A 22,284-nucleotide genomic window follows, 5' to 3' on the forward strand; every position below is an offset into this window, starting at 1 on the left:
GGTGCGCGGCGGGTGGCGTGCGCTGCGCCGATTGTAATCGGAAAGATGATTAAATTGGAAACACAAATATCCGCCGGCGATCGCGGCAGGAGTGCGGCCGGTGGTGTATGATTCCGGCGCTACCTTTATGGGACGAATATGGATTTGATGCAATTTTTCGGCATGCTGCTGCATGTCGACAAGACGCTGGACCTGCTGGTGCAGCAATACGGCACCCTCGTGTACGCCGTGCTGTTCGCCATCATCTTTTGCGAGACGGGGCTGGTGGTGCTGTTCTTCTTCCCCGGCGACACCTTGCTGTTCATCGCCGGCGCCCTGTGCGCGGTGGGCAAGATGGACCTGGGCTTGCTGATGCTGCTGCTGGTGACGGCCGCCGTGACGGGCAACACGCTCAACTACTGGATAGGCGAGGCCATCGGCCACCGCGTGTTCACCCATGATTACCGCTGGATCAACAAGCAGGCGCTGCACCGCACCCATACGTTCTTCGAAAAGCACGGCGGCAAGACCATCGTGCTGGCCCGCTTCGTGCCCGTGGTGCGCACCTTCGCCCCGTTCGTGGCCGGCGTGTCGGACATGACGCATGCGCGCTTCCAGATCTACAACATCACCGGCGCCACGCTGTGGGTGCTGCTGTTGACGACGGCCGGCTACTTCTTCGGCAATATCACGGTGGTGCGCGAGCACTTGACGGAGATCGTGCTGTTCGGCGTCGGCGTGGCCGTGGTGCCGATGGCGCTGGGCGGCATGTGGAAGCTGTCGCGCCGCGTGCTGGGCCGCTGACGACACGCGGCGCGCGCCGTGGACCGGCCACGGCGTGCCCCAAAGCAAATTATTCGCGCGCGCAGGGCCTGCGCGGCTCAAGTTTTGCCGCACTGCATCCGTATACAGGAATGTAATTCTCACTTTCCCCCATACCCATGCGTACACTGATCGCCCTGATAGCCTGCAGTATCGTCGCCGCGACAGCCAGCGCCGCCGATCCGGGCATCACGCCGTCGGCCAAGAATTCCGTCCCCAAACCGATAGACTCGATCCGTCCGCACTCGCCGGTGGCGGCCAGCGCCGCCGCTGCGGGCGTGGCCTCCCTGCCGGCGTCGGCCTCGGCCGCCGTGCCGGCCCGCTCGGGCGCGCCGGTGCGCGCCAGCGCCATGTCCGAGCGCGCGCGCGAGGAGCAGGCCGAGGCCGAGCTGTCGGCCAAGATCGCGGCCCGGCTGGCCATCATGCGCGCCAACCAGGCCGCCCGCGTGGCGCAGCAGGCCAAGGCCAAGAAGGCCGCCGCCGCCGCCGCGGCGGTGGTGGCGGCCACTCCCAAGGTCTACAGCAACCACTGGTCGTATGAGGGCGAGAGCGGCCCGGCCAACTGGGGCCGCATCAATCCCGAATGGGCCAAGTGCAGCACCGGCAACCGCCAGTCGCCGATCGATATCCGCGACGGCATGAAGGTGGACCTGGAACAGATCACCTTCGACTACAAGCCGTCGTCGTTCAACGTGACGGACAACGGCCACACCGTGCAGGTGATGGTCAGCGGCGGCAATTTCATCACGGTGGCCAACCGCATGTACGAGCTGATCCAGTTCCATTTCCACCGGCCGTCCGAGGAGCGCATCAACGGCAGGGGCTACGAGATGGTGGTGCACCTGGTGCACAAGGACGCGGAAGGCCACCTGGCCGTGCTGGCGCTGCTGCTGGAACGGGGCAAGCCGCAGCCGACCATCCAGACCGTGTGGAACAACCTGCCGCTGGAGAAGTTCGAGACGGTGGCGCCGTCCATCGTGCTCGATCCGATGGACCTGATCCCGGCCCGGCGCGACTACTACACCTTCATGGGTTCGCTCACCACGCCGCCGTGCACGGAGGGCGTGCTGTGGCTGGTGATGAAGGAGCCGGTGCAGGCGTCGCCGGCGCAGATGGCGCTGTTCAGCCGCCTGTATCCGCTCAACGCCCGTCCCGTGCAGCCCTCGTCGGGCCGCATCGTCAAGGAATCGAACTAGCCTTCACACGACGAATTGGCGGCCGGTTCAGCAGCTGATCCGGTGCCGTCCCACCCACTGCGCGCCCGGCGCCAGCAATTGCTGGTCGACCCGGGCCGGCTCGATGCAGACAAAGCGCAGGTATTCATCGTCGGCCAGGTCGGCCAGCGCGGCGGCGTCGGCCGCGCCCGGATTCCACACCACCCACTCGCTGTACCCTTGCTGCTCCAGGCGCAGGGCGCCTGTGGCCGTGCGCAGCGTGAGCGCGGGCGGCGCCTGGTACAGGCGGTCCGTCTTTTCCGTGAAGCGCAGCACCGCCTCCTGCTGTTCCAGCGTGGCCATATGGTGATCCGTGTAGCGGCAGTGCTGCAAGCCTTCGATGGCGGCGGCGTCCAGCCGGCCCACGTCGAAATAGGTGTGCAAGGCCACGCCGAACGGGAACGCGTGCGCGCCCGTGTTGCGCACCGAGCATTCCAGGTCCAGCGCCGGCCCGCCCAGGGTGAAGCGCAGGCGCAGTTCGAACGCATGGGGCCAGGCCTGCGCCACGGGCGTGGCCAGGTCCGATTGCGTCAGCGCGAATTCGGCCCAGGCGTGGCCATCGTCGGCGCCGCTGCCGTCCAGGCGCCAAAGGCTGGTGCGGGCGAAGCCGTGGCGCTGGCCGTCGCCGCGCGCGTTAAACTGGGGGAAGATGACGGGCACGCCGCCGCGTATGGCCTTGCTGCCGTCGAGCGCCGACCGGGCGCTGCAGAACAGGTGCTCCCTGCCATCGGCCGTCCGCCAGGACAGCAGGTGGGCGCCGAACAGCGCCACCGTCGCTTGCGCGCCGTCCGGCGCGGTCAGGCGCACGGCCGGCAAGTGGCCGTACTTCACCATCGTCACTACTGTCATCGGGATGATCCTCGGGTGTGAAATCAGGTCAGGCGGTTCTTCGACAGCGGCGGATTCTTGGCGAAGTAGCGCCGTATGCCCTTGACGATGGCGTCGGCCAGCTGGTCCTGGTAGGCGTTGTCGAGCAGCTTGGCCTCCTCCTCGGGGTTCGAGATGAAGGCCGTTTCGACCAGGATGGACGGGATGTCGGGCGCCTTCAGCACGGCGAAGCCGGCCTGCTCGACGGCGCCCCGGTGCAGGCGGTTGATGCCGCCGATCTCGCCCAGCACGGCCTTGCCCAGTTTCAGGCTGTCGTTGATCTGGGCCGTGGTGGACAGGTCGAACAGCACGCTGGCCAGTTGCCGGTCGTGGCTCTTGACGTTGACGCCGCCGATGGTGTCGGCCAGGTTCTCCTTGTTGGCCAGCCAGCGCGCGGCGCTGGAGCTGGCGCCTTTTTCCGACAGCACGAACACGGACGAGCCGCGCGCCGTCGGCTCCACGAACGCGTCGGCGTGGATCGAGACGAACAGGTCGGCCTGCACCTTGCGCGCCTTTTCCACCCGCGTGCCGAGCGGCACGAAGTAGTCGGCGTCGCGCGTCAGCATCACGCGCATGTTCGGATGCTCCTCGATGCGCGCCTTGAGCCGCTTGGCGATGGCCAGCACGATGTCCTTCTCGTGGCTGCCGTTGCTGCCGGAGGCGCCGGGGTCCTCGCCGCCGTGGCCGGGATCGAGCGCGATGGTCAGCATGCGCACCATCTTCTGGCCGGGGCCGGCCCTGGCTTCGCTGCGGGCCTCGAAACGGTCCTCCGGTTTGATGGCGGCCTTCGCGTCGGCGCGGCCATCGGGCTTACCATCGGGCTTGCCGTCCGTCCTAGGCGTTTGCGCCAGGTCCGGGCCGGTGGCCGCGCCGTTCGCGGCCGGCGACGGCGGCGTGCCGGCGCTGCCGTTGTCGCGCGGCGCCTCGCCGCCGGCCGCCGTTGGCGGCGCCTTGGGCGCGTCGTCCGACCAGTTGCCTTTTTCGATCATGGCGGCGATCGGGTCGACCGCCTTGACCGGATACAGGTCGAAGATCAGGCGGTGCTTGTAATTGCCCACCGGCGCCAGCGTGAACACCTGCGGCGTCACCTCCTCCTTCAGGTCGAACACCAGCCGCACCACGTTGGGCCGGTTCTGGCCCACGCGCACCTGCTTGATGTAGGGATCGTTGGACTGGATCTTGGCCACCAGGCTCTTGAGCGTGGGACTGAGTTCCAGGCCCTCGATATCGACCACCAGCCGCTCCGGGTCCTTGACGATGAAATGGGTGGCCTTCAGGCTGGAATCGTTCTCCAGCGTCACGCGCGTGTAGTCGTCGGCCGGCCACACGCGCACGGCCAGGATCTGCGCGGCGCGCGCCGGCAGCGGCGCGAGCACCGACAGCAGCAGCGTGCCGCCGGCTTTCAGGATGGTGCGCCGCATGGCCCGGGGCGCGGCGCCGCTCACAGGTTGGGCGCGAAATGGAGGCGTTCGAGGCATGAGTTACCCAAGGCGGTGGTTGCCTGCAATTCTACATCACGGCCGTCGCCGGCGACGCGCAGGTACAGATTCAGGTCCGGCGGCGGCAGCACGGTGTCCGCCTTTTCCGGCCATTCGACGATGCAGATGTTGTCACCGTCGAAATCCTCACGGAAGCCCGCGTCGAGGAATTCCTCGGGGCTGCCCATGCGGTACAGGTCGAAGTGGATCACGTTCACGTCGCGCCCGTCCAGCCGCACGCGGTACGGTTCGGACAGCGTGTAGGTGGGGCTCTTGACCGTGCCTTCGTAGCCGGACGCGTGCAGCAGGGCGCGGGTGAGGGCGGTCTTGCCGGCGCCCAGGTCGCCGTGCAGGTGGATGGTCAGGCCGGGCGCGAGCGCGCGCGCCAGCGAGGCGCCCAGCGCGCAGGTGCCGGCTTCGTCGTGGAGATGGGCTTGAAAGTGCTGCATCAATTAAAATAGCGTGTGAGATGAACGCATAGCGTCTGAGATCAACGTCTTCGCGTTCGAGTCCGTATCCGGGATGGGCCGCGAGGCCCGCCTGCCTGCATTGTAACCGCCAGCCTGCCGCCATGTCCCTGTCCGAAGCCAATTTAGCCGAACTTGCCGCCCGCATCAAGCAATGGGGCCGCGAACTGGGGTTCGCCGAGGTGCGCATCACCGACATCGACCTGACCGCGTCCGAGGCGGGCCTGCGGGCGTGGCTGGACGCGGGCATGCACGGCGAAATGGACTACATGGCCAGCCACGGCATGAAGCGCGCGCGTCCGGCCGAGCTGGTGCCGGGCACGGTGCGCGTGGTCACGGCCCGCATGGACTACCTGCCGGCTTCCACCCCGGACGACTGGCGCGAGCGCGAGACGGCGCGCCTGGCCGATCCCGGCGCGGCCGTGATCTCGCTGTATGCGCGGGGCCGCGACTACCACAAGGTGCTGCGGGCCCGCCTGCAGCAGCTGGCCGACCGCATCCGCGCCGGCACGGGCGAATTCGGCTACCGCGTGTTCACGGACTCGGCGCCCGTGATGGAATTGCCGCTGGCCGAGAAGGCGGGGCTGGGCTGGCGCGGCAAGCACACGCTGCTCATCAGCCGCGAGGCCGGCTCCACCTTCTTCATGGGCGAGATCCTGGTCGACCTGCCGCTGCCGGTGGACCGGCCCACCGGCGCCCACTGCGGCCAGTGCACGGCGTGCCTGGACGTGTGCCCGACCCAGGCCATCGTCGGCCCCGGCAAGCTCGATGCGCGGCGCTGCATCTCCTACCTGACCATCGAACTGAAAAGCGCGATCCCCGAGGACATGCGGCCGCTGATCGGCAACCGCGTGTACGGCTGCGACGATTGCCAGACCGTCTGCCCGTGGAACAAGTTCGCCCAGCGCGCCGTGCTGCCGGACTTCGACGAGCGCAACGGCCTGGGCGCGGCGGACATGGTGGACCTGTTCGCGTGGACGGAGGAGGAGTTCGACGCGCGATTGAGCGGCAGCCCGATACGGCGCATCGGCCACGAGCGCTGGCTGCGCAACCTCGCCGTCGGCCTGGGCAACGCGGCGGCGGCCGGCGCGCGCGGCGACGCGCGCATCGTGGCCGCGCTGCGGTCGCGCCGCGACCATCCGTCGGAACTGGTGCGCGAGCACGTGGCGTGGGCGCTGGCGCGGCACGAGGCCGCGCACGACTAGGACAGCGGCCCTGGCCGCCGTTATTTCAGCAGCCCCGCCAGCTCAACCGCCGTTTTCACCTGCATCTTGTCGAAGATGTGCGCGCGGTGCACCTCGACCGTGCGCATGCTGATGCCCAGCTGGTCGGCCACCACCTTGTTCATCTTGCCGGCCAGGATCAGGTCCAGCACCTCGCGCTCGCGCGCCGACAGCGTGGCCAGGCGCGCCTGCACCGCCGCGCGCGCGCCGGCCATGCGCGAGCCGGCCAGCCCTTCCTGCACCCGGTCCATCAGCTCGTTGTCGTTGAACGGCTTCTCGAAGAAGTCGAAGGCGCCGCGCTTGAGCGTGTCCACCGCCATCGGCACGTCGCCGTGGCCGGTCAGGAAGATCACGGGCAGGCGCTGCGTCAGGCCCCTGGCGGCCAGCTGGTCGAACACGGCCACGCCGTTCACGTCCGGCATGCGCACGTCGAGCAGCACGCAGTCGCCGTCCGGGTCGAACTGGCCGCGCGCCACCTCGGCCAGGAACGCCTGCGCGCTGTCGTAGGCGCGCGCCGCGATCGCGCGCGAGCCGGCCAGCCAGGACAGCGCGTCGCGCACCACCTCTTCATCGTCGACTATGTGCAGCATGGTTCAGGTTCCTCCCGTGAGCGTGGCCACCGGCACGGCCGGCAAGGTGAATGTGAAGATGGTACCGCCATCCGGGTTGGCGCGGTGGGTGAGCGCGCCGCCGTGGAATTCAATCGCCGTGCGGCAGATGTTCAGGCCCATGCCCATGCCTTCGGCCTTGGTCGAGAAGAACGGCGAGAACAGGCGCTCGGCCACGTCCTGCGGGATGCCGTGGCCCTGGTCGATCACGGCCACGCTGACCTGGCCGGCCGCCGCGTCGCAGGCGGCGCGCAGGGTCAGCACGCGGCGCTGGGGCGGGATGTGGGCCATGGCCTCGATGGCGTTGCGGGTCAGGTTCAGCAGCACCTGTTCGATCATCATGCGGTCGATGCGCAGCGGCGGCAGGTCGTCCGGGATGTCGGTGTGGATGGCCACGTAGAAGCGGCGCGCCTGCAGCTCGATCAGCGCCCGTATGCCGTCGAGCAGGGCCGGCAGCGCCACCTGCTCGCGCTGCGGTTCGCGCTTCTTGACGAAGGCGTGCACGCTGCGGATGATCTGGCCGGCCCGCTGGGCCTGGGCCGACGCCTGCTCCAGCGCCGGCTTGAGCATGGCGCCGTCGACCGGCGCGCCGCTGGCCGCGGCCCGCTCCAGCACGTTGAGCGCGCCCGTCGTGTAGCTGGAGATGGCGGCCAGCGGCTGGTTCAGTTCGTGGGCCAGCATGGAGGCGATCTCGCCCATGGTGGCCAGGCGCGCGCTGGTCTGCAGCTTCTCGTGCTGCTGGCGGTTCAGTTCCTCGATGCGCTTGCGGTCGGAGATGTCGAGGATGGAGCCCATCCATCCGGTCTGGCGCCCGTCCTTGTCCACCAGCGGCGCCTCGAAGATCAGCACCGGCACCCGGGTGCCGTCCGAGCGCTGGAAGATGGTCTCGAACTGGGGCGTGACGGTGCCGGCCAGCACGCTGGCGAAGCGCTGCTGGTACTCGGCCATCGCCTCCGGCGCCCAGTAGGGCATGGGCGGCAGCTTGCCGATCAGCTCCTCGGCCGGGTAGCCCACCATCTGGCAGAACGCGGGGTTGACGTAGGTGACGCGGCCCTCCAGGTCGCGCGCGCGCAGGCCCGTGACGAGCGAATTCTCCATCGCCGTGCGGAACGACATCTGCTGGCGCAGCGCGCCCTCGGCCGCCAGCCGGCGCGTGATGTGGCCCCACAGGGCCAGCAGGCTCCACAGCAATCCCAGCGACAGCACGATGACCGAGCCCACCAGCAGGTTGGGCAGCAGGCGCGGCGCGCTCTTGACGCTGTCCGTCACCAGCGTGATGTTCACGCCCGGCAGGTCCAGCGCCCGCTTGTGGGTGTACACGCCGTGGCCGGGGCCGGCGGCGGCGCGCTGCGCCAGCACGCGGTCGTCGCGGTCGATCAGGGTGATCTGGTTCTCCTGCGCGAACCACCACGGCACCATTTCCTCCAGCAGCGCGCTGGCCTGGTAGGTCGCCACCAGGCTGCCCAGGTAGACGCCGCCCCGGTACAGCGGCACGTGGTAGTCCATCAGCACGGCGGCCGGCGGCGCGCGCGGGGCGGGAGCCGCGACCTCCGGCTGCGCGTACAGCGCGTTGTGGGTGCGGCGCGCGATGTCGGCCGTGGTGCGCGAGGCTTCCGACAGCGGCGCGCCGTCGTCGCTGCCGGCCAGCCACCGGCCCTGCGGGTCGAGCCATTGCACCCGCAGCAGTTCGTGGCCGTTGCTGAGCAGTTGCGCCATGCGTTCGCGCAGCTGGGTCGGGGTCAGGTGGCCGTTGCCGATGTCGGCGCCCAGCGCGCGCAGGCTCTCCTCGTCGCGCCCCAGCTGGAAGCGGATGGTCTGCTCGACCCACAGCGTGTCGGCGATCAGTTGTTCCTGGCGCTCGTTGCTCTCCATCTCGCGCGCCTGCCACGGCAGCCAGATCAGGATGGTGAGGAACAGCAGCACCAGCACCACCGGCAGCAGCCAGCGCAGCGTGTTGCTGAACTGCGGACGACGCGCGGGGATGGGGACGGTGCTCATTGCCGGCAAGGTTATCCAGTTGGGCGGACGCCGCCATTGTGGTTTTCCACAGTTGCGAGTCCGGATACTACTGTTGAGAATCGACAGCAGACACGATAATAAAGTATTTTCGGATACCCATAACCCTGGAGACAGCATGCAACTGAAAGCCACCCTGGCCGCCCTGTGCGCGGCCCTGTGCGTGAACGCCTACGCCGAAGCCCCCATCGTCATCAAGTTCAGCCACGTGGTGGCCACCGACACGCCCAAGGGCCAGGCGGCCGAGCGCTTCAAGCAGTTGGCCGAGAAGGCCACCAACGGCCGCGTCAAGGTCGAGGTCTATCCGAACAGCCAGCTGTACAAGGACAAGGAGGAGCTGGAGGCGCTGCAGCTGGGCGCGGTGCAGATGCTGGCGCCGTCGCTGGCCAAGTTCGGCCCGCTGGGCGTGAAGGAGTTCGAGGCGTTCGACCTGCCCTACATCTTCCCCAGCAAGACGGCCCTGTACAACGTGACCGAGGGCGAGATCGGCAAGGGCCTGCTGAAGAAGCTGGAACCGAAGGGCATCACGGGCCTGGCGTACTGGGACAACGGCTTCAAGGTCATGTCGGCCAACAAGCCGCTGCACACGCCGGCCGACTTCCGGGGCCTGAAGATGCGCATCCAGTCGTCCAAGGTGCTCGACGCGCAGATGCGCGCGCTGGGCGCCAATCCGCAGGTGCTGGCGTTCTCCGAGGTGTACCAGGCCCTGCAGACGGGCGTGGTGGACGGCACCGAGAATCCGCCGTCCAATATGTACACCCAGAAGATGCATGAGGTGCAGAAGCACGTGACCGTGTCCAACCACGGCTATCTGGGCTACGCGGTGATCGTCAACAAGAAGTTCTGGGACGGCCTGCCGGCCGACATCCGCGCCGCGCTGGAGAAGTCGATGCGCGAGGCCACCACGTTCGAGAAGGCGATCGCCCAGCGCGACAACGACATGGCGCTGGACGCCATCAAGAAGACCGGCAAGACCACCATCTACACGCTCAGCGTGCAGGAGCAGGCCGAGTGGCGCCGCGCGCTGCTGCCGGTGCAGAAGCAGATGGAGGGGCGGATCGGCAAGGACCTGATCTCGGCCATCAACAAGGAAGCGGCCAAGTAAGCCTGTCCTGACGCGCCATCGCCTGGCCCCGCCGGGCACATACCGGGGGCCCGGTCCGCGGGGCGGCGCTGCGCCGTCCCGCCATCACTTCCTTTGGAAAGACCGCCATGAAATATCTCGACAGGCTCGAAGAATGGCTGATCGCGTCGCTGATGGCCGCCGCGACCGTCATCATCTTCCTGGCCGTGATCCACCGCTACCTGTCCGGCCTGCCCATCCCGTGGCTGCAGGACCAACTGCTCCAGATCAACACCAGCTGGGCGCAGGAACTATGCATCTACATGTTCGTGTGGATGGCCAAGTTCGGCGCCGCCTACGGTGTGCGCACCGGCATCCACGTGGGGGTGGACGTGGCCATCAACCGCATGAACCCGGCCTGGTACCGCCGCTTCGTGGTGATCGGCCTGCTGGCCGGCGCCCTGTTCACCGGCGTGATCTGCGCGCTGGGCGCCAACTACGTGTACAAGATGTCGCTCACCACCCAGACCTCGCCGGACATGGAGATGCCGATGTGGATCGTCTACCTGGGCGTGCCGCTGGCCTCGGGCCTGATGTGCTTCCGCTTCCTGCAGGTGGCGCTGCACTTCGTGCGCACCGGCCAGTTGCCCAAGCATGACGTGGCCCACGTGGAGGGGCTGGACGACCTGGTGGCGCCGGAAGGGGGCAAGCCATGAACGCCGCCATCATCTTCGTGCTGCTGATCGTGCTGATGCTGACCGGCATGCCGATCTCCATCTCGCTCGGCCTGACGGTGCTCACCTTCCTGTTCACCATGACCAGCGTGCCGGCCGAGATCGTGGCCCAGAAGCTGTTCTCGGGCATCGACAACTTCGAGGTCATGGCGATCCCGTTCTTCATCCTGGCCGGCAACTTCCTGACCCACGGCGGGGTGGCGCGGCGCATGATCAACTTCGCCAGCTCGATGGTCGGCCACTTCCACGGCGGCCTGGCGCTGGCCGGCGTGATGGCGTGCGCGCTGTTCGCCGCCGTCTCCGGCTCCAGCCCGGCCACGGTGGTGGCGATCGGCTCCATCATCCTGCCGGCCATGATCAAGCAGGGCTATCCGAAGAAATTCGGCGCCGGCGTCATCACCACCTCGGGCGCGCTGGGCATCCTGATCCCGCCGTCGATCGTGATGGTGATGTATTCGGTCACCACCAACACCTCGGTGGGCAAGCTGTTCACGGCCGGCGTGGTGCCGGGCATCCTGCTGGCCACGCTGCTGGGCCTGACGACGTGGTTCCTGGCCCGCAAGCACAACTACCCGCGCCTGCCGCGCGCCACGTGGGGCCAGCGTTGGCAGGCGTTCCGCAAGAGCGCCTGGGGCCTGCTGCTGATCGTGATCGTGATGGGTGGCATCTACAGCGGCAAGTTCACGCCGACCGAGGCGGCCGCCGTGGCCGCCGTGTACGCGTTCGTCATCGCCGTGTTCGTCTACAAGGACCTCAAGCTGGTCCAGGTGGGCAAGGTGCTGCTCGATTCGGCCTCGATGTCGGCCATGCTGCTCTACATCATCACCAACGCCGTGCTGTTCTCGTTCCTGATGACGAGCGAGAACATCCCGCAGGCGATGGCGGCGTGGATCACGGACCAGGGCCTGGGCATGGTCAGCTTCCTGCTGGTGGTCAACGTGCTGCTGCTATTGGCCGGCAACATCATGGAGCCGTCGTCGATCGTGCTGATCATGGCGCCCATCCTGTTCCCGGTGGCCATGAAGCTGGGCATCGATCCCGTGCACTTCGGCATCCTGATCGTGGTCAACATGGAGGTCGGCATGTGCCATCCGCCCGTGGGCCTGAACCTGTACGTGGCGTCCGGCATCACCAAGATGGGCATTTCGGAGCTGACGGTGGCCGTGCTGCCATGGCTGCTGACCATGCTCGGTTTCCTGGCCCTCATCACCTATGTGCCGCAGATCACGTTGTGGTTGCCCGATTTGATTTATTCCTAAATTATTAGCTCCTGCTGTCTTTTTCCTGCGACAAAAAAAATGGGAAAAAGCCATTCAGATACGTTATGATGGCGTCGCTGTCGGACATATAACTGATGACGATAATCGTCCGGGTGGCAAAGGACATGCAGGATTAGTTGTGGGGAGTGGGTATAACAACGGCGAACAAGAGCCGGCCATATTTGAGGAGACACACGTTTTACAGAATGCTGTTGGTATCACCGCTGCAAGCCGCCACAAGCGCGCTACGGCGGGAACCAAACGGCCGGGAACGTGAAGCAGGATTCGAGCGCACCTTCGGGTGCGCTTTTTTTTGTCCCGCGGTTTTACAATGGCGGATGCCGGTGTCGTGCCGGCGCGACGCGGGCACAGCCACAAGGACAACTTCAGTGATGAAAAAACAACAGGGTAGCGAACTCTTCGCCGCCATCCTCGACTTGCCGTTTGGCAAGTTCGGCATCCGCACGGCCGGTTCGCTGGTGACGGAGCTGTTCTACCTGGCGCCCCATTTCGACGAGAAGGCGCCGCAGGACAAGGTGGCCGAACTGGCCGCCTGGCAGGTGCTGCGCTACTGCCAGGACCCCGACTTCGTGTTCGACCTGCCGCTGGCGCGCGTGGGCAGCGCGTTCCAGCACAAGGTGTGGGACACCATCGCCTCGATCCCGCGCGGCAGCGTGCGCACCTACGGCGAAGTGGCGCGCCACATCGGCTCGGCGCCGCGCGCCGTGGGCCAGGCCTGCGGCGCCAACTGGTTCCCGCTGGTGATCCCGTGCCACCGGGTGACGGCCGCCAACGGCCTGGGCGGCTTCTCCAACAGCGAGGACCCGAACAGCTACCACCTGGACATCAAGCGCTGGCTGCTGGCGCACGAGGGAGCGAGCGAGTACGCATGGCGCCAGACAACGCTGCTCTGATCGACGGCTTCTGCGACAGCCTGTGGCTGGAGGATGGCCTGTCCAAGAACACGCTGGAGGCCTACCGGCGCGACCTGCGCCTGTTCGCGCGCTGGCTGCAGGCGCAGCGCCCGCAACTGGCGGACCTGCACGCCGTGGACGGGCACGACATCAGCGCCTATTTCTCGGCCCGCCACGACGAGACCAAGCCCAGCTCCTCGAACCGGCGCCTGTCGGTGCTCAAGCGCTTCTACCAGCACGCGCTGCGCAACAAGCAGATCACGGCCGACCCGTGCGCCCGGCTGCCGTCGGCCAAGCAGCCGACCCGCTTCGTGCACACGCTGAGCGAAGCGCAGGTGGAGGCGCTGCTGGCCGCGCCCGACGTGTCCACCCCGCTGGGCCTGCGCGAACGCACGATGCTGGAGCTGATGTACGCGAGCGGGCTGCGGGTGTCCGAGCTGGTGGCGCTCAAGCTGCTGGAACTGAGCCTGAACGACGGCGTGCTGCGTGTCACGGGCAAGGGCGCCAAGACGCGGCTGGTGCCGTTCGGCGCCCAGGCCCGGCAGTGGATAGAGCGCTACCTGCGCGACGCGCGCGGCGTGATCCTCGACGGCCAGGTGGACGACGCGCTGTTCGTCACGGCCCGCGGCGGCCCCATGACGCGCCAGATGTTCTGGGTGCTGATCAAGAAGCACGCGCAGCGGGCCGGCATCGCCACCCACCTGTCGCCGCACACGCTGCGCCACGCGTTCGCCACCCATCTGCTCAACCATGGCGCCGACCTGCGCGTGGTGCAGTTGTTGCTCGGCCATTCAGACATTTCCACCACCCAGATCTACACCCACGTGGCGCGCGAGCGGCTCAAGCATTTACATGCGCAACATCATCCGCGTGGATGAAAAAGTTGCGCGGGCCATAACTGCGTCATAATGTGCCTGAGTGATTACATTATCGTGAAACCAGAGGATGCAAATGGCAAAGACAAATTTCCAATATGAAAAGCGGCAACGCGAGTTAGAGAAGAAAAAGAAAGCCGAGGAAAAGGCCAGGCGCAAGGCGGAGCTGAAGAACAATCCGGGCGCGGCCGGGGAGGAGGGCGCCGACGCCGATGCCGGCGAGGACACGGATGACACGCCGGCCGACGGCGCCGCCGCCGAATAAGCCCACACGCGCCGCCAGAACGTCGTTCCCGCGCAGGCGGGAATCCAGGCATTGCCTGAATTCCCCCCATAGAACGCCAGCGTTTACATAGATCAAGCGTCCCATGGGTACCCGCTTTCGCGGGCACGACGGCTTTAGGGCCAGATCCTTGACGGGGCCGACCCTGCGGCCAGCGCCACCGTCACGCCACATCCGCCTCCTGCCGCGCCACCGCCGGCACGGCCGCCACGCCATGCTCGGGCGTGCCCTTGAAATAGCGGGCCGCCCGCTTGCCCAGATTATCCAGATACGTATAGGCCACCGGCACCACCACCAGCGTCAGCAGGGTGGAGGTGAGCACGCCGCCGATCACGGCGCGGCCCATCGGCGCCTGTAACTCGCCGCCGTCGCCCATGCCGATCGCCATCGGCAGCATGCCGAACACCATCGCCAGCGTCGTCATCAGGATCGGACGCAACCGCACCTGGCCCGCCTCCATGATGGCGTCGAACTGGCTCAGGCCCGCGCGCTGGCCGTGGTTGGTGAAGTCCACCAGCAGGATGGCGTTCTTGGTCACCAGGCCCATCAGCATGATGAAGCCGATCACCGAGAAGATGTTGAGCGTGGTGCCCGTCACCAGCAGCGCCACCAGCACCCCGATCAAGGACAGCGGCAGCGACACCATGATGGCCACCGGCTGCAGGAAGCTGCCGAACTGCGACGCCAGCACCAGGTAGATGAAGATCACGGCGATGCCGAGTGCCATGGCGGCGCCCGACATGGTTTCCTCCATGTCCTGGGCGCTGCCGGCCACGTCGAAGCGCACCCCGGCCGGCAGGTCGATCTGCTGCATGGCGCGCTTGATGTCGGCGTCCACGTCGCCGCCGGGCCGGCCCTCCACGGCCGCGTAGATGGCCACCCGCCGCTGCAGCGCCTGGCGCTTGAGCACCTGCGGGCTGGACGAGGGCACGAATGCCACCACCTGGCGCAGCGGGATCATGATGGGCTTGCCGTCCGGCCCCAGCTTGCTCGACGCCAGCGACAGGTCGGCCAGGTCGGCGATCTTCTGCCGGCCCGACTTGGGCAGCTGCACGTTCACGTCGTAGTTCTGGCCATCGTCGGCCAGCCAGTGGCTGACCGTGTCGCCGGCCACGAACGGGCGCAGCGCGGCGCCGATCTGCTGCACCGACAGCCCCAGGTCGCTGGCCAGCTCGTTGTTGATCTTGATGGTGGTGGACGGGTTGGCGCCCTCCTGGCTGTATTCGAGGTCGGCCACGCCCTTGATGTGCCGCATCTTGTCCATCAGGCGCTGGGCCACGGCGTCCAGCTTGCCCTCGTCGGTGCCGAGGATGGCGATGAAGATCGGTTTCTGGCCCACCGACAGCGTGATGCCGGCGATGCTCGACAGGCGCGCCCGCACCAGCTTTTCCAGTTCCTTCTGCGAGCGGCGCTTGTGCGTCTTCAGGTCGCTCAGCTTCATGATCACGTCGGCCGTGTTGCGCCCGTCCTGGGTGCCCACGCGCGACAGCACGTCGACGATCTCGGGGAAGCCCTTCAGCGCCGCCTCGGCCTGGGCCACCTTGCTGTCCGTGTAGTCGAGGCTGGAGCCGACCGGGGTCTTGAAGCGCATGAAGATGCGGCCGTCGTCGGTGTCCGGGAACATCTCGCCGCCGATCATCGGCACCAGCGCCAGGCTGGCCACGAACAGGGCCAGGGCCACGGCCAGCGTGGTCTTGCGCCAGCGCAGCGCCACGGCCAGCACCTTGCCGTACACGCCGTGCAGGCGCTGCACGCCGCCCTCCAGCCAGGCCATGAAGCGGCCCAGCCACGGCGCGTACTTGAAGCGGTCCTGCACCGGATCGCGCCACACGGACGACAGCATGGGGTCGAGCGTGAAGCTGACGAACAGCGACACCAGCACGGCCACCGCCACCGTCACCCCGAACTGCAGGAAGAAGCGGCCGATGATGCCCTGCATGAAGGCCACCGGCACGAACACGGCCACGATGGCGAAGGTGGTGGCCATCACGGCCAGGCCGATCTCGTTGGTGCCGTCGCCGGCCGCGCGGCGGTGGTCCTTGCCCATGCCCAGGTGGCGCACGATGTTCTCGCGCACCACGATGGCGTCGTCGATCAGCAGGCCGATGCACAGCGACAGCGCCATCAGCGTCAGGAAGTTGAGCGTGAAGCCGAACGCCTTCATGGCGATGAAGCTGGCCATCACGGAGATCGGCAGCGTGAGGCCGGTGATGATGGTGCTGCGCCACGAGTGCAGGAACAGGAACACGATCACCATGGTCAGCACGGCGCCTTCCATGATGGTCTCCTTGACGTTGGTCAGCTGGCTTTGCACGTGCACGGAATCGTCGTTCAGCACCTTCAGTTCGATGTCGGCCGGCAGCGTCTTCTTCAGGTCGGCCGCCACCTGCTGGATGCCGGTGCCCACCGCCACCACGTTGGCGTCCTGCTGCTTGGTGATCTCGATCGAGATGGCGCGCTGGCCGTTCAGGCGCGAGATCGACAGCTCCTCCTGCTCGCCGTCGACCACGCTGGCCACCTGGTCGAGGAACACGGGGCCGTTGGCGCGGCGCGCCACGATGATCTTGCTGAACTCGCGCGCCTGTTTCATCTTGCCCTCGACCCGCACCAGTTGTTCGCTGGCGCCGTAGCTGATGCTGCCGGCCGGCAGGTTGGTGTTGGTGGCCTGGATGGCGGCGATCACCTCGTCCACGCCCACGGCCTGCGCCGTCATGTCGGCCGGGCGCAGGCTGACCAGCACCTGGCGCACGCGGGTGCCCGTCAACCGCACCTGGCCCACGCCGGGCACGGCCTGGAAGCGCTTGGTGATCACCTGGTCGGCCAGGGTCGACAATTCACGCAGCGAGTGGGCGCCGGCGGTCAGGCTCAGTTGCACGATCGGCTGCTCGTTCTCGCCCTCCACGCGGGCGATGAACGGATCCTTGGCCTCCTTGGGGAAGCGCGGCCGCACCAGCGCCACCTTGTCGCGGATGTCCTGCATGGCCTTGTCCATGTTGGTCGACAGGTTGAAGTCGATATAGATGCCGGCCCGGCCTTCCCACGAGTTGGAGCGCAGGGTCTTGACGCCGCTGACGGTGTTGATGATGTCCTCCAGCGGCCGCGTGATGTCGTTCTCGACCGCCTCGGGCGAGGCGCCCGGATACTGCACCTCGACGATGGCCACCGGGATCTGCACGTTGGGCATGGCCTCCAGGCCCAGTCCCCGGTACGAGAACAGGCCGAGCACGACCAGCGCCACCATCACCATGGTGGCGAACACGGGGTTCTGGATGCTGACTTTGGTGATCCACATGGCTCAGTCCTTCTGCGCCAGTTGCGACGCGTGCGCCGCGGCCGCGCGCGCCGGCGGCTTGACGGGGCTGCCGGCCTTGAGGCCGTCGAGCTTGGCGACGATCACGCTGGCGCCGGGCGCCAGGCCGTCCGTCACCTCGGCATAGCCCTCGTCGTCGTTGCGCATGCCCAGCGCCACCGGCTGCACGGCCACCTTGTCCTGGACGATGGTGTACACCACTTGCCGGCCCTGTTCCGTGCGCACGGCCGCCAGCGGCACCAGCGGCGCCACGGCCGAGCGGGCCGTGACCAGGCTGCCCTTGGCGAACATGCCGCCGCGCAGCGCGCCGTCGGCGTTGGGCACGGCCACGTACACCAGCATGTAGCGCGAACCGGCCTCCGTGGTGGGGTTGATGCGGGCCACCTTGCCCGTGAATTCGCGCTGCTGGAAGCCGTCCACGTTGAAGCGCACCTGCTGCCCGACCGCGATGCGCGGGATCTCCGACGCCGGCACCTGCGCCTCCAGCGTCAGCTCGGCCAGGTTGACGATGGTGTAGACCGGCATGTCGGGCGCCAGCTTCTCGCCGGCCTGCACGTGGCGCTTGCTGACGATGCCGCTGATGGGGGCGCGGATCACGCCGTCGTTCATGGCGATGCGGGCCACCTCGACGGCGGCGGCGGCCGCCTTGACGTTGGCGCGCGCCAGTTCCACGCTGTTCTGGGTCGCGTCATAGGCGGTCTGGGCGATGAATTTCTGCTTGAGCAGGGCCAGGCTGCTGGCCTCGTTCTTGCTGGCCAGCGACAGCCTGGCCTGGGCCTCGTCCAGCGCCGCCTGCTGCTGCGCCAGGCGGGCCCGCAGGTCGGCCAGGTCGATGCGCGCCAGCACCTGGCCGGCCGTGACGGCCATGCCTTCCTGCACCGTGGTCAGCTCCACCTGGCCCGACACCTTGGACTTGACGGTGGCCTGGCTGAGCGGCGCCAGCGAGCCCGACAGCGGCAGGCGCAGCGCCAGCGAGCGGGCCGCGATGGTCGCCACGTCGGTGGCGGCCAGCTCCAGCGCCGGGGGCGCGTCCGCCTTCGGCTTGCCCTGTTGCTCGCTGGCGTGGGCGGCCGTGGGCTGGGGCCGCAGCAGGGCCCAGCCGCCGCCGGCCAGACCCAGCACGGCCACGGCGATCACGGGAACGCGCCAGCGGTGGCGGCGCAAGGTGGGCTGGGAAGGCAGGGTCTCGATTTTCATGTCGTCGTCTTTTTCTGGAATGGGGCGGCGGGGAAGGACTGCGCCGACACCTAGTTGGAAGGGGGACAGTCCTGTCCCCCTTGCCTCCGTCTGCCGTTGAACGCATGTTGCCACTTTAAAAAGAGGGGCCGCCGGCCGCCACCGGAATGCGACAAAGCGCAGGAAAACGGGCGTGAGCTGCAAAAAAACGGATGCCAGCGCCGCGGCCGCCACCGCCCGCGCGCCGCGATTTGTTGGTTTATGGCAACCGATGTTATGGCGCGGGACGGTGGACGTGGCTTTCTTGAGCGAAGTCAAGCGCGCGGAGCGGGGGCAAGGAAGAATGGCATAAGCGCGGATAAGGGGGGGACTTCGAACCACCGCAAGTACGTCGTTCCCGCGCAGGCGGGAACCCATACTGAGCCTCGGACCACGTGGCCCGTGGCGGGAACTCGTAGGTCCGGGGGCGCAACGACGGTTTTCGAGGTCCCCAAGGACTCTTATTTCGTGAGGTCAACGTGAGTATCCCAGCAGACAGCGCCGGTGGCGAGCGCTACGAAGGCACCGGCCGTGAAGCGCTGGACGTCATCGCGCGCATCGTGGCCGTGATCGAAGCGACGCCCATGGTGGCCGTGCGCAGCGTGGACCGGGCCGGCATCGTGCGGTTCTGGAACCACACCAGCGCGCGCCTGTACGGCGTGGCCACGGCCGACGCGCTGGGCCGGCCGCTGGAGGCGCTGCTGCGCCCGGCCGCGCGGGCCGGCGACTACGCGGCGGCCATCGCCCGCGTGTGGCGCACCGGCCAGCCCGGCGCCGCGCGCGACTGGTGCATGCGGCTGGCCGACGGGCGCACCGTGTGGATCTATTCCACCATGTTCCCGGTCGGCCGGGCCGGGGCGCCGGACCAGGTGTTCTGCCTCGACGTGGACATCACGGCGCGCAAGGCCGAGGAGAGCGCGCAACTGTCGGTCGGCGCCCATTTCCACCACGTGATGGCGCGCTCCAGCGACGCCATCGTGCTGCTGCGGCGCGGCCGCATCGTCGACGCCAACCCGGCCGCGCTGGCGCTGTTCGGCTACCCCCACAAGGACGCCCTGTTGCGGCGCACGCTGGCCCAGTTGTCGCCGCCCTGCCAGGCCGACGGCGAAGCGTCGGCCGCCGCCGCCCGGCTGCGCGCGCGCCAGGCCCGCGCGCTGGGCAATCTGCGCTTCGACTGGCGCTACCTGAACGGCGCGGGCCGGCCGTTCTGGGCCGAGGTGCTGATGACCTCCGTCACGCTGGGCCGCCAGCACACGCTCTACACGGCGATCCGCGACATCTCGGCCCGCAAGGAGGCCGAGCAGTCGCTGTGCCTGGCGGCCCAGGTGTTCGAGAACAGCCGCGACGCCATCGTGCTCACGGACGGCCGGCACGTGATCGCGGCCGTCAACCGCGCCTACGGCGACGTGACCGGCTACGACGGCGCGCAGATGCTGGGCCAGCCGCTGGGCGCGCACCGCTGCGGCATCGAGGACGAGTCGCAGTTCCAGCGCATCCTGGCCGCCGTGGAGGAGGCGGGCCACTGGCAGGGCGAAGTGTGGGCGGTGCGCGCCGACGGCCGCCGTTACGCGGCCTGGCTGGCGCTGACGGCCATCCGCGACGCGCGCCAGCAGGTCTGCAATTACATGGGCATGCTGTCGGACATCACCGAGCGCAAGCAGGCCGAGGCCCACACCCGCCATCTGGCCGAGCACGATTTCCTGACCGGCCTGCCGAACCGCGCGCTGCTGCTGGACCGCCTGAACCTGGCCCTGACGGCGGCGCGCCGCCACCACAGCATGCTGGCCGTCCTGTTCCTGGACCTGGACCGCTTCAAGCACATCAACGACGCGCTCGGCCACCACGTGGGCGATCTGCTGCTGCGCGAGGTGGCCGCGCGGCTGCTGCGCTGCGTGCGGGCGGTGGACACGGTGAGCCGCCAGGGCGGCGACGAGTTCCTGATCGTGCTGACCGACATCGGCGCCGTGGACCAGGCGGCCCACGTGGCGGCCACCGTGCTGCAGGCGATCACGCAGCAGTATGTGCTCGAGCAGCACCGGCTGGACGTGACCACTTCGATCGGCATCAGCGTCTACCCCGACGACGGCGCCGACATCGACACCCTGGTGCGCCACGCCGACCTGGCCATGTACCACGCCAAGGAGCATGGCCGCAACCGCTACCAGTTCTTCAACGCCGAGATGAACGTCCAGATCACGGAGCGCGTGCGCTTCGAGAACGACCTGCGGCGCGCCGTGGCCGAACGCCAGTTCGAGCTGGTGTTCCAGCCCGAACTGGACCTGGCCACGGGGGAGGTGCAGGGCATGGAGGCGCTGGTGCGCTGGCGCCATCCGGAACTGGGGCTGCTGGCGCCGGCCAGCTTCATCGGCGTGGCCGAGGACTGCGGCCTGATGGTGGCGATCGGCACCTGGGTGCTGCAGGAGGCCTGCCGCCGCGCGCGCGGCTGGCGCGACGCGGGCCGGCCGCTGGTGGTGGCCGTCAACCTGTCGCCCAGCCAGTTCATGCAGCGCGGGCTGGCGGCCACGGTGCGCGAGGCGCTGCTGGCGTCGGAGCTGCCGGCGTCGCTGCTGGCGCTGGAGATCACGGAGGCGGCGCTGATGAAGGATGGCGGCGCCATGGCCATGCTGCAGGAATTGCGCACGCTGGGCCTGAGCCTGGTGATCGACGATTTCGGCACCGGCTATTCGCGCCTCGGCCACCTGAAGGACTATCCGGTCGACAAGCTCAAGATCGACCGTTCATTCGTCAACGATTTCGAGCACGAGCCGGCCGAGGCGGCCGTGGTCAGCGCCATCATCGCGCTGGCCCACAGCCTGAAGATGAAGGTGCTGGCCGAAGGCGTGGAGACGGAGACGCAACTGCGCTTCCTGCGCGAGCAGGGCTGCGACCAGTACCAGGGCAGCTACGCGCGGGTGGCGCCGTCCTCGCCGTAAAGGCGCAGCCGCACCAGCACCTGGCCGTGGTCCGACGCCTCCGGGCGCTGCAGCAGCAGGTGGTCGTTCAGGTAGCTCACGTCCAGCACGGCGCCGATGGCGCGCGGCGAGGCCGGGTGGAACTGCTCCGACACCAGCACGTGGTCGATGGTCATGTAGCGGCCCTCGTGGACGTTGGTGTAGCCGAGGTGGCGGGCCTGGTCCTGGCGCAGCTGGATCTGGTTGCAGTCGAACAGGCGGCCCCGGAGCTCCTCGCCCGGCCCGCCCGCGCCCAGCACGATGTTGGTGGTGACGGCGTCCAGCGTGTCGTTGAAGTCGCCCAGCACCACGCACGGCCGGTGCGTGCCCAGCGCCAGCTCGCCGGCCAGCGCGCGCAGCGCCACCGCCTCGGTGCCGCGCCGGATCAGGGAACGCAGGTTGGCCTGGGCGTACTGCACGGGATCGCCGCCGCCGTCGCCATTGCCGTTGCCGTTGCCGTCGTTGCCGCCATGGCCGCCGTTGCCGCCGTTGCCGCCGTTGCCGCCGTTGCGGTAGTCGGGCCGCTTCGATTTCAGGTGCACCACCAGCACGTCGAGCACGTCGCCGCAGGGCAGCAGCAGCTGCGCGTGCACGGGCGCGCGCGCGTAGCGGTCGGCGTCGCGGCCGCCGGCCGGCATGGCCACGCCGGCGGGGAAGGTGGGATGGCTGGTGGCCGGCGCGGCCAGCGGCAGGCGCGAGATCAGCGCCACCTGCGGCGTGAGGCGCTCGGCCAGCGGATCGGGCGCCACCCCGGCCACGCTGGCGCCGCCGTAGCGCCGGCTGCGCGCCAGCACCGCGCGCAGCGTGTCGAGGCTGAACACCTCCTGCAGCCCGACCACGTCCGCGTCCAGCAGGTCGAGCTGGCGCGCGGTCCAATCGATTTTCGCTTCGTACTGCGCCGCCGTCAGCGGCGCCAGGTTGTCGTACAATTTCTCGCCCGGCGGGGCCAGGTTGCAAACATTGAAAGTGGCAAAGCGAATTTCTTGCTGCATAATGCGACACTCCT

At 68.2% G+C, this 22,284-nt stretch carries 18 protein-coding genes; 10 read left to right on the top strand and 8 right to left on the bottom strand.

Annotated features, from left to right (window positions below; genetic code table 11):
* Positions 1-138 precede the first annotated feature (138 nt).
* Positions 139-783, top strand: a complete 645-nt coding sequence (locus tag AC1RQG_RS04255) for a VTT domain-containing protein (RefSeq protein ID WP_493128628.1) — start codon at positions 139-141, stop codon at positions 781-783.
* A gap of 137 nt (positions 784-920) precedes the next feature.
* On the top strand, positions 921-1,997 hold the full coding sequence (locus AC1RQG_RS04260) for a carbonic anhydrase (RefSeq protein ID WP_493128630.1): 1,077 nt from the start codon (positions 921-923) through the stop codon (positions 1,995-1,997).
* Positions 1,998-2,024: 27 nt separating this feature from the next.
* Here the strand turns inward: AC1RQG_RS04260 and AC1RQG_RS04265 are convergent, their stop codons facing one another.
* Genes AC1RQG_RS04265 through tsaE form a run of 3 tightly spaced genes read right to left on the bottom strand, consistent with a single transcriptional unit; the run spans position 2,025 to position 4,809 of the window.
* A complete protein-coding gene (locus AC1RQG_RS04265) occupies positions 2,025-2,864 on the bottom strand; it encodes a D-hexose-6-phosphate mutarotase (RefSeq protein ID WP_493128631.1) in 840 nt (279 codons plus the stop codon).
* 23 nt (positions 2,865-2,887) lie between these two features.
* A complete protein-coding gene (locus AC1RQG_RS04270) occupies positions 2,888-4,360 on the bottom strand; it encodes an N-acetylmuramoyl-L-alanine amidase (protein ID WP_493128633.1) in 1,473 nt (490 codons plus the stop codon).
* The gene (tsaE, locus tag AC1RQG_RS04275; protein ID WP_493128635.1) at positions 4,324-4,809 is read right to left on the bottom strand and encodes a tRNA (adenosine(37)-N6)-threonylcarbamoyltransferase complex ATPase subunit type 1 TsaE; all 486 of its coding nucleotides are present in this window, start codon (positions 4,807-4,809) and stop codon (positions 4,324-4,326) included. Before tsaE ends, AC1RQG_RS04270 begins: the two co-directional genes overlap by 37 nt.
* A gap of 122 nt (positions 4,810-4,931) precedes the next feature.
* On the opposite strand from tsaE, the gene queG reads away from it, so the two are divergent.
* A complete protein-coding gene (queG, locus tag AC1RQG_RS04280; RefSeq protein WP_493128637.1) occupies positions 4,932-6,032 on the top strand; it encodes a tRNA epoxyqueuosine(34) reductase QueG in 1,101 nt (366 codons plus the stop codon).
* 20 nt (positions 6,033-6,052) lie between these two features.
* On the opposite strand, the gene AC1RQG_RS04285 is transcribed toward queG, so the two are convergent.
* Together AC1RQG_RS04285 and AC1RQG_RS04290 are read right to left on the bottom strand one after the other, a co-directional pair.
* Positions 6,053-6,640 (bottom strand): response regulator transcription factor, encoded by a 588-nt coding sequence (locus AC1RQG_RS04285; protein ID WP_493128638.1) that lies wholly within the window; start codon positions 6,638-6,640, stop codon positions 6,053-6,055.
* 3 nt (positions 6,641-6,643) lie between these two features.
* Entirely contained in the window at positions 6,644-8,656 is a 2,013-nt protein-coding gene (locus AC1RQG_RS04290) for a sensor histidine kinase (protein ID WP_493128640.1), read from the bottom strand.
* A 136-nt stretch (positions 8,657-8,792) separates the two neighbouring features.
* On the opposite strand from AC1RQG_RS04290, the gene AC1RQG_RS04295 reads away from it, so the two are divergent.
* From AC1RQG_RS04295 to AC1RQG_RS04320, 6 genes are all read left to right on the top strand, one after another.
* Positions 8,793-9,779: a TRAP transporter substrate-binding protein gene (locus AC1RQG_RS04295; RefSeq protein ID WP_493128642.1), complete on the top strand. Its 987-nt coding sequence runs from the start codon at positions 8,793-8,795 to the stop codon at positions 9,777-9,779.
* 107 nt (positions 9,780-9,886) lie between these two features.
* Positions 9,887-10,453: a TRAP transporter small permease gene (locus AC1RQG_RS04300; RefSeq protein ID WP_493128644.1), complete on the top strand. Its 567-nt coding sequence runs from the start codon at positions 9,887-9,889 to the stop codon at positions 10,451-10,453.
* Positions 10,450-11,730, top strand: a complete 1,281-nt coding sequence (locus AC1RQG_RS04305) for a TRAP transporter large permease (RefSeq protein WP_493128647.1) — start codon at positions 10,450-10,452, stop codon at positions 11,728-11,730. The genes AC1RQG_RS04300 and AC1RQG_RS04305 overlap by 4 nt, the downstream gene beginning before the upstream one ends.
* Positions 11,731-12,122: 392 nt before the next feature.
* Positions 12,123-12,644: a methylated-DNA--[protein]-cysteine S-methyltransferase gene (locus AC1RQG_RS04310; protein ID WP_493128649.1), complete on the top strand. Its 522-nt coding sequence runs from the start codon at positions 12,123-12,125 to the stop codon at positions 12,642-12,644.
* Positions 12,620-13,522, top strand: coding sequence for a site-specific tyrosine recombinase XerD (gene xerD / locus AC1RQG_RS04315; RefSeq protein WP_493128651.1), 903 nt, complete (start codon positions 12,620-12,622; stop codon positions 13,520-13,522). The genes AC1RQG_RS04310 and xerD overlap by 25 nt, the downstream gene beginning before the upstream one ends.
* A 73-nt stretch (positions 13,523-13,595) precedes the next feature.
* Positions 13,596-13,784 (top strand): hypothetical protein, encoded by a 189-nt coding sequence (locus AC1RQG_RS04320; protein ID WP_493129281.1) that lies wholly within the window; start codon positions 13,596-13,598, stop codon positions 13,782-13,784.
* Between the two features lie 181 nt (positions 13,785-13,965).
* Here AC1RQG_RS04320 and AC1RQG_RS04325 read toward each other — a convergent pair whose 3' ends face one another.
* On the bottom strand, positions 13,966-17,094 hold the full coding sequence (locus tag AC1RQG_RS04325) for an efflux RND transporter permease subunit (RefSeq protein WP_493128653.1): 3,129 nt from the start codon (positions 17,092-17,094) through the stop codon (positions 13,966-13,968).
* Between the two features lie 3 nt (positions 17,095-17,097).
* Complete coding sequence (locus AC1RQG_RS04330; RefSeq protein WP_493128655.1) at positions 17,098-18,309, bottom strand: efflux RND transporter periplasmic adaptor subunit; 1,212 nt, start codon at positions 18,307-18,309, stop codon at positions 17,098-17,100.
* 497 nt (positions 18,310-18,806) lie between these two features.
* Here AC1RQG_RS04330 and AC1RQG_RS04335 point away from each other — a divergent pair, with 497 nt between their 5' ends.
* Positions 18,807-21,260 (top strand): sensor domain-containing protein, encoded by a 2,454-nt coding sequence (locus AC1RQG_RS04335; RefSeq protein ID WP_493128657.1) that lies wholly within the window; start codon positions 18,807-18,809, stop codon positions 21,258-21,260.
* Here AC1RQG_RS04335 and AC1RQG_RS04340 read toward each other — a convergent pair.
* Positions 21,230-22,270 carry an endonuclease/exonuclease/phosphatase family protein gene (locus tag AC1RQG_RS04340; protein ID WP_493128659.1) on the bottom strand — a complete coding sequence of 347 codons (1,041 nt, stop codon included), beginning with the start codon at positions 22,268-22,270 and terminating at the stop codon, positions 21,230-21,232. The two genes, AC1RQG_RS04335 and AC1RQG_RS04340, sit on opposite strands and share 31 nt — an antisense overlap.
* Positions 22,271-22,284: the final 14 nt, after the last annotated feature.

Source organism: Rugamonas sp. GW822-FHT03B10, assembly GCF_058801745.1.

Coding starts and splice junctions, on each gene's coding strand:
- AC1RQG_RS04340 (WP_493128659.1), bottom strand. CDS start 22,270: ATGCAGCAAGAAATTCGCTTTGCCACTTTCAATGTTTGCAACCTGGCC.
- xerD (WP_493128651.1), top strand. CDS start 12,620: ATGGCGCCAGACAACGCTGCTCTGATCGACGGCTTCTGCGACAGCCTG.
- AC1RQG_RS04305 (WP_493128647.1), top strand. CDS start 10,450: ATGAACGCCGCCATCATCTTCGTGCTGCTGATCGTGCTGATGCTGACC.
- AC1RQG_RS04300 (WP_493128644.1), top strand. CDS start 9,887: ATGAAATATCTCGACAGGCTCGAAGAATGGCTGATCGCGTCGCTGATG.
- AC1RQG_RS04325 (WP_493128653.1), bottom strand. CDS start 17,094: ATGTGGATCACCAAAGTCAGCATCCAGAACCCCGTGTTCGCCACCATG.
- AC1RQG_RS04255 (WP_493128628.1), top strand. CDS start 139: ATGGATTTGATGCAATTTTTCGGCATGCTGCTGCATGTCGACAAGACG.
- AC1RQG_RS04285 (WP_493128638.1), bottom strand. CDS start 6,640: ATGCTGCACATAGTCGACGATGAAGAGGTGGTGCGCGACGCGCTGTCC.
- AC1RQG_RS04260 (WP_493128630.1), top strand. CDS start 921: ATGCGTACACTGATCGCCCTGATAGCCTGCAGTATCGTCGCCGCGACA.
- AC1RQG_RS04290 (WP_493128640.1), bottom strand. CDS start 8,656: ATGAGCACCGTCCCCATCCCCGCGCGTCGTCCGCAGTTCAGCAACACG.
- tsaE (WP_493128635.1), bottom strand. CDS start 4,809: ATGCAGCACTTTCAAGCCCATCTCCACGACGAAGCCGGCACCTGCGCG.
- AC1RQG_RS04270 (WP_493128633.1), bottom strand. CDS start 4,360: ATGCCTCGAACGCCTCCATTTCGCGCCCAACCTGTGAGCGGCGCCGCG.
- AC1RQG_RS04330 (WP_493128655.1), bottom strand. CDS start 18,309: ATGAAAATCGAGACCCTGCCTTCCCAGCCCACCTTGCGCCGCCACCGC.
- AC1RQG_RS04265 (WP_493128631.1), bottom strand. CDS start 2,864: ATGACAGTAGTGACGATGGTGAAGTACGGCCACTTGCCGGCCGTGCGC.
- AC1RQG_RS04295 (WP_493128642.1), top strand. CDS start 8,793: ATGCAACTGAAAGCCACCCTGGCCGCCCTGTGCGCGGCCCTGTGCGTG.
- AC1RQG_RS04320 (WP_493129281.1), top strand. CDS start 13,596: ATGGCAAAGACAAATTTCCAATATGAAAAGCGGCAACGCGAGTTAGAG.
- queG (WP_493128637.1), top strand. CDS start 4,932: ATGTCCCTGTCCGAAGCCAATTTAGCCGAACTTGCCGCCCGCATCAAG.
- AC1RQG_RS04310 (WP_493128649.1), top strand. CDS start 12,123: ATGAAAAAACAACAGGGTAGCGAACTCTTCGCCGCCATCCTCGACTTG.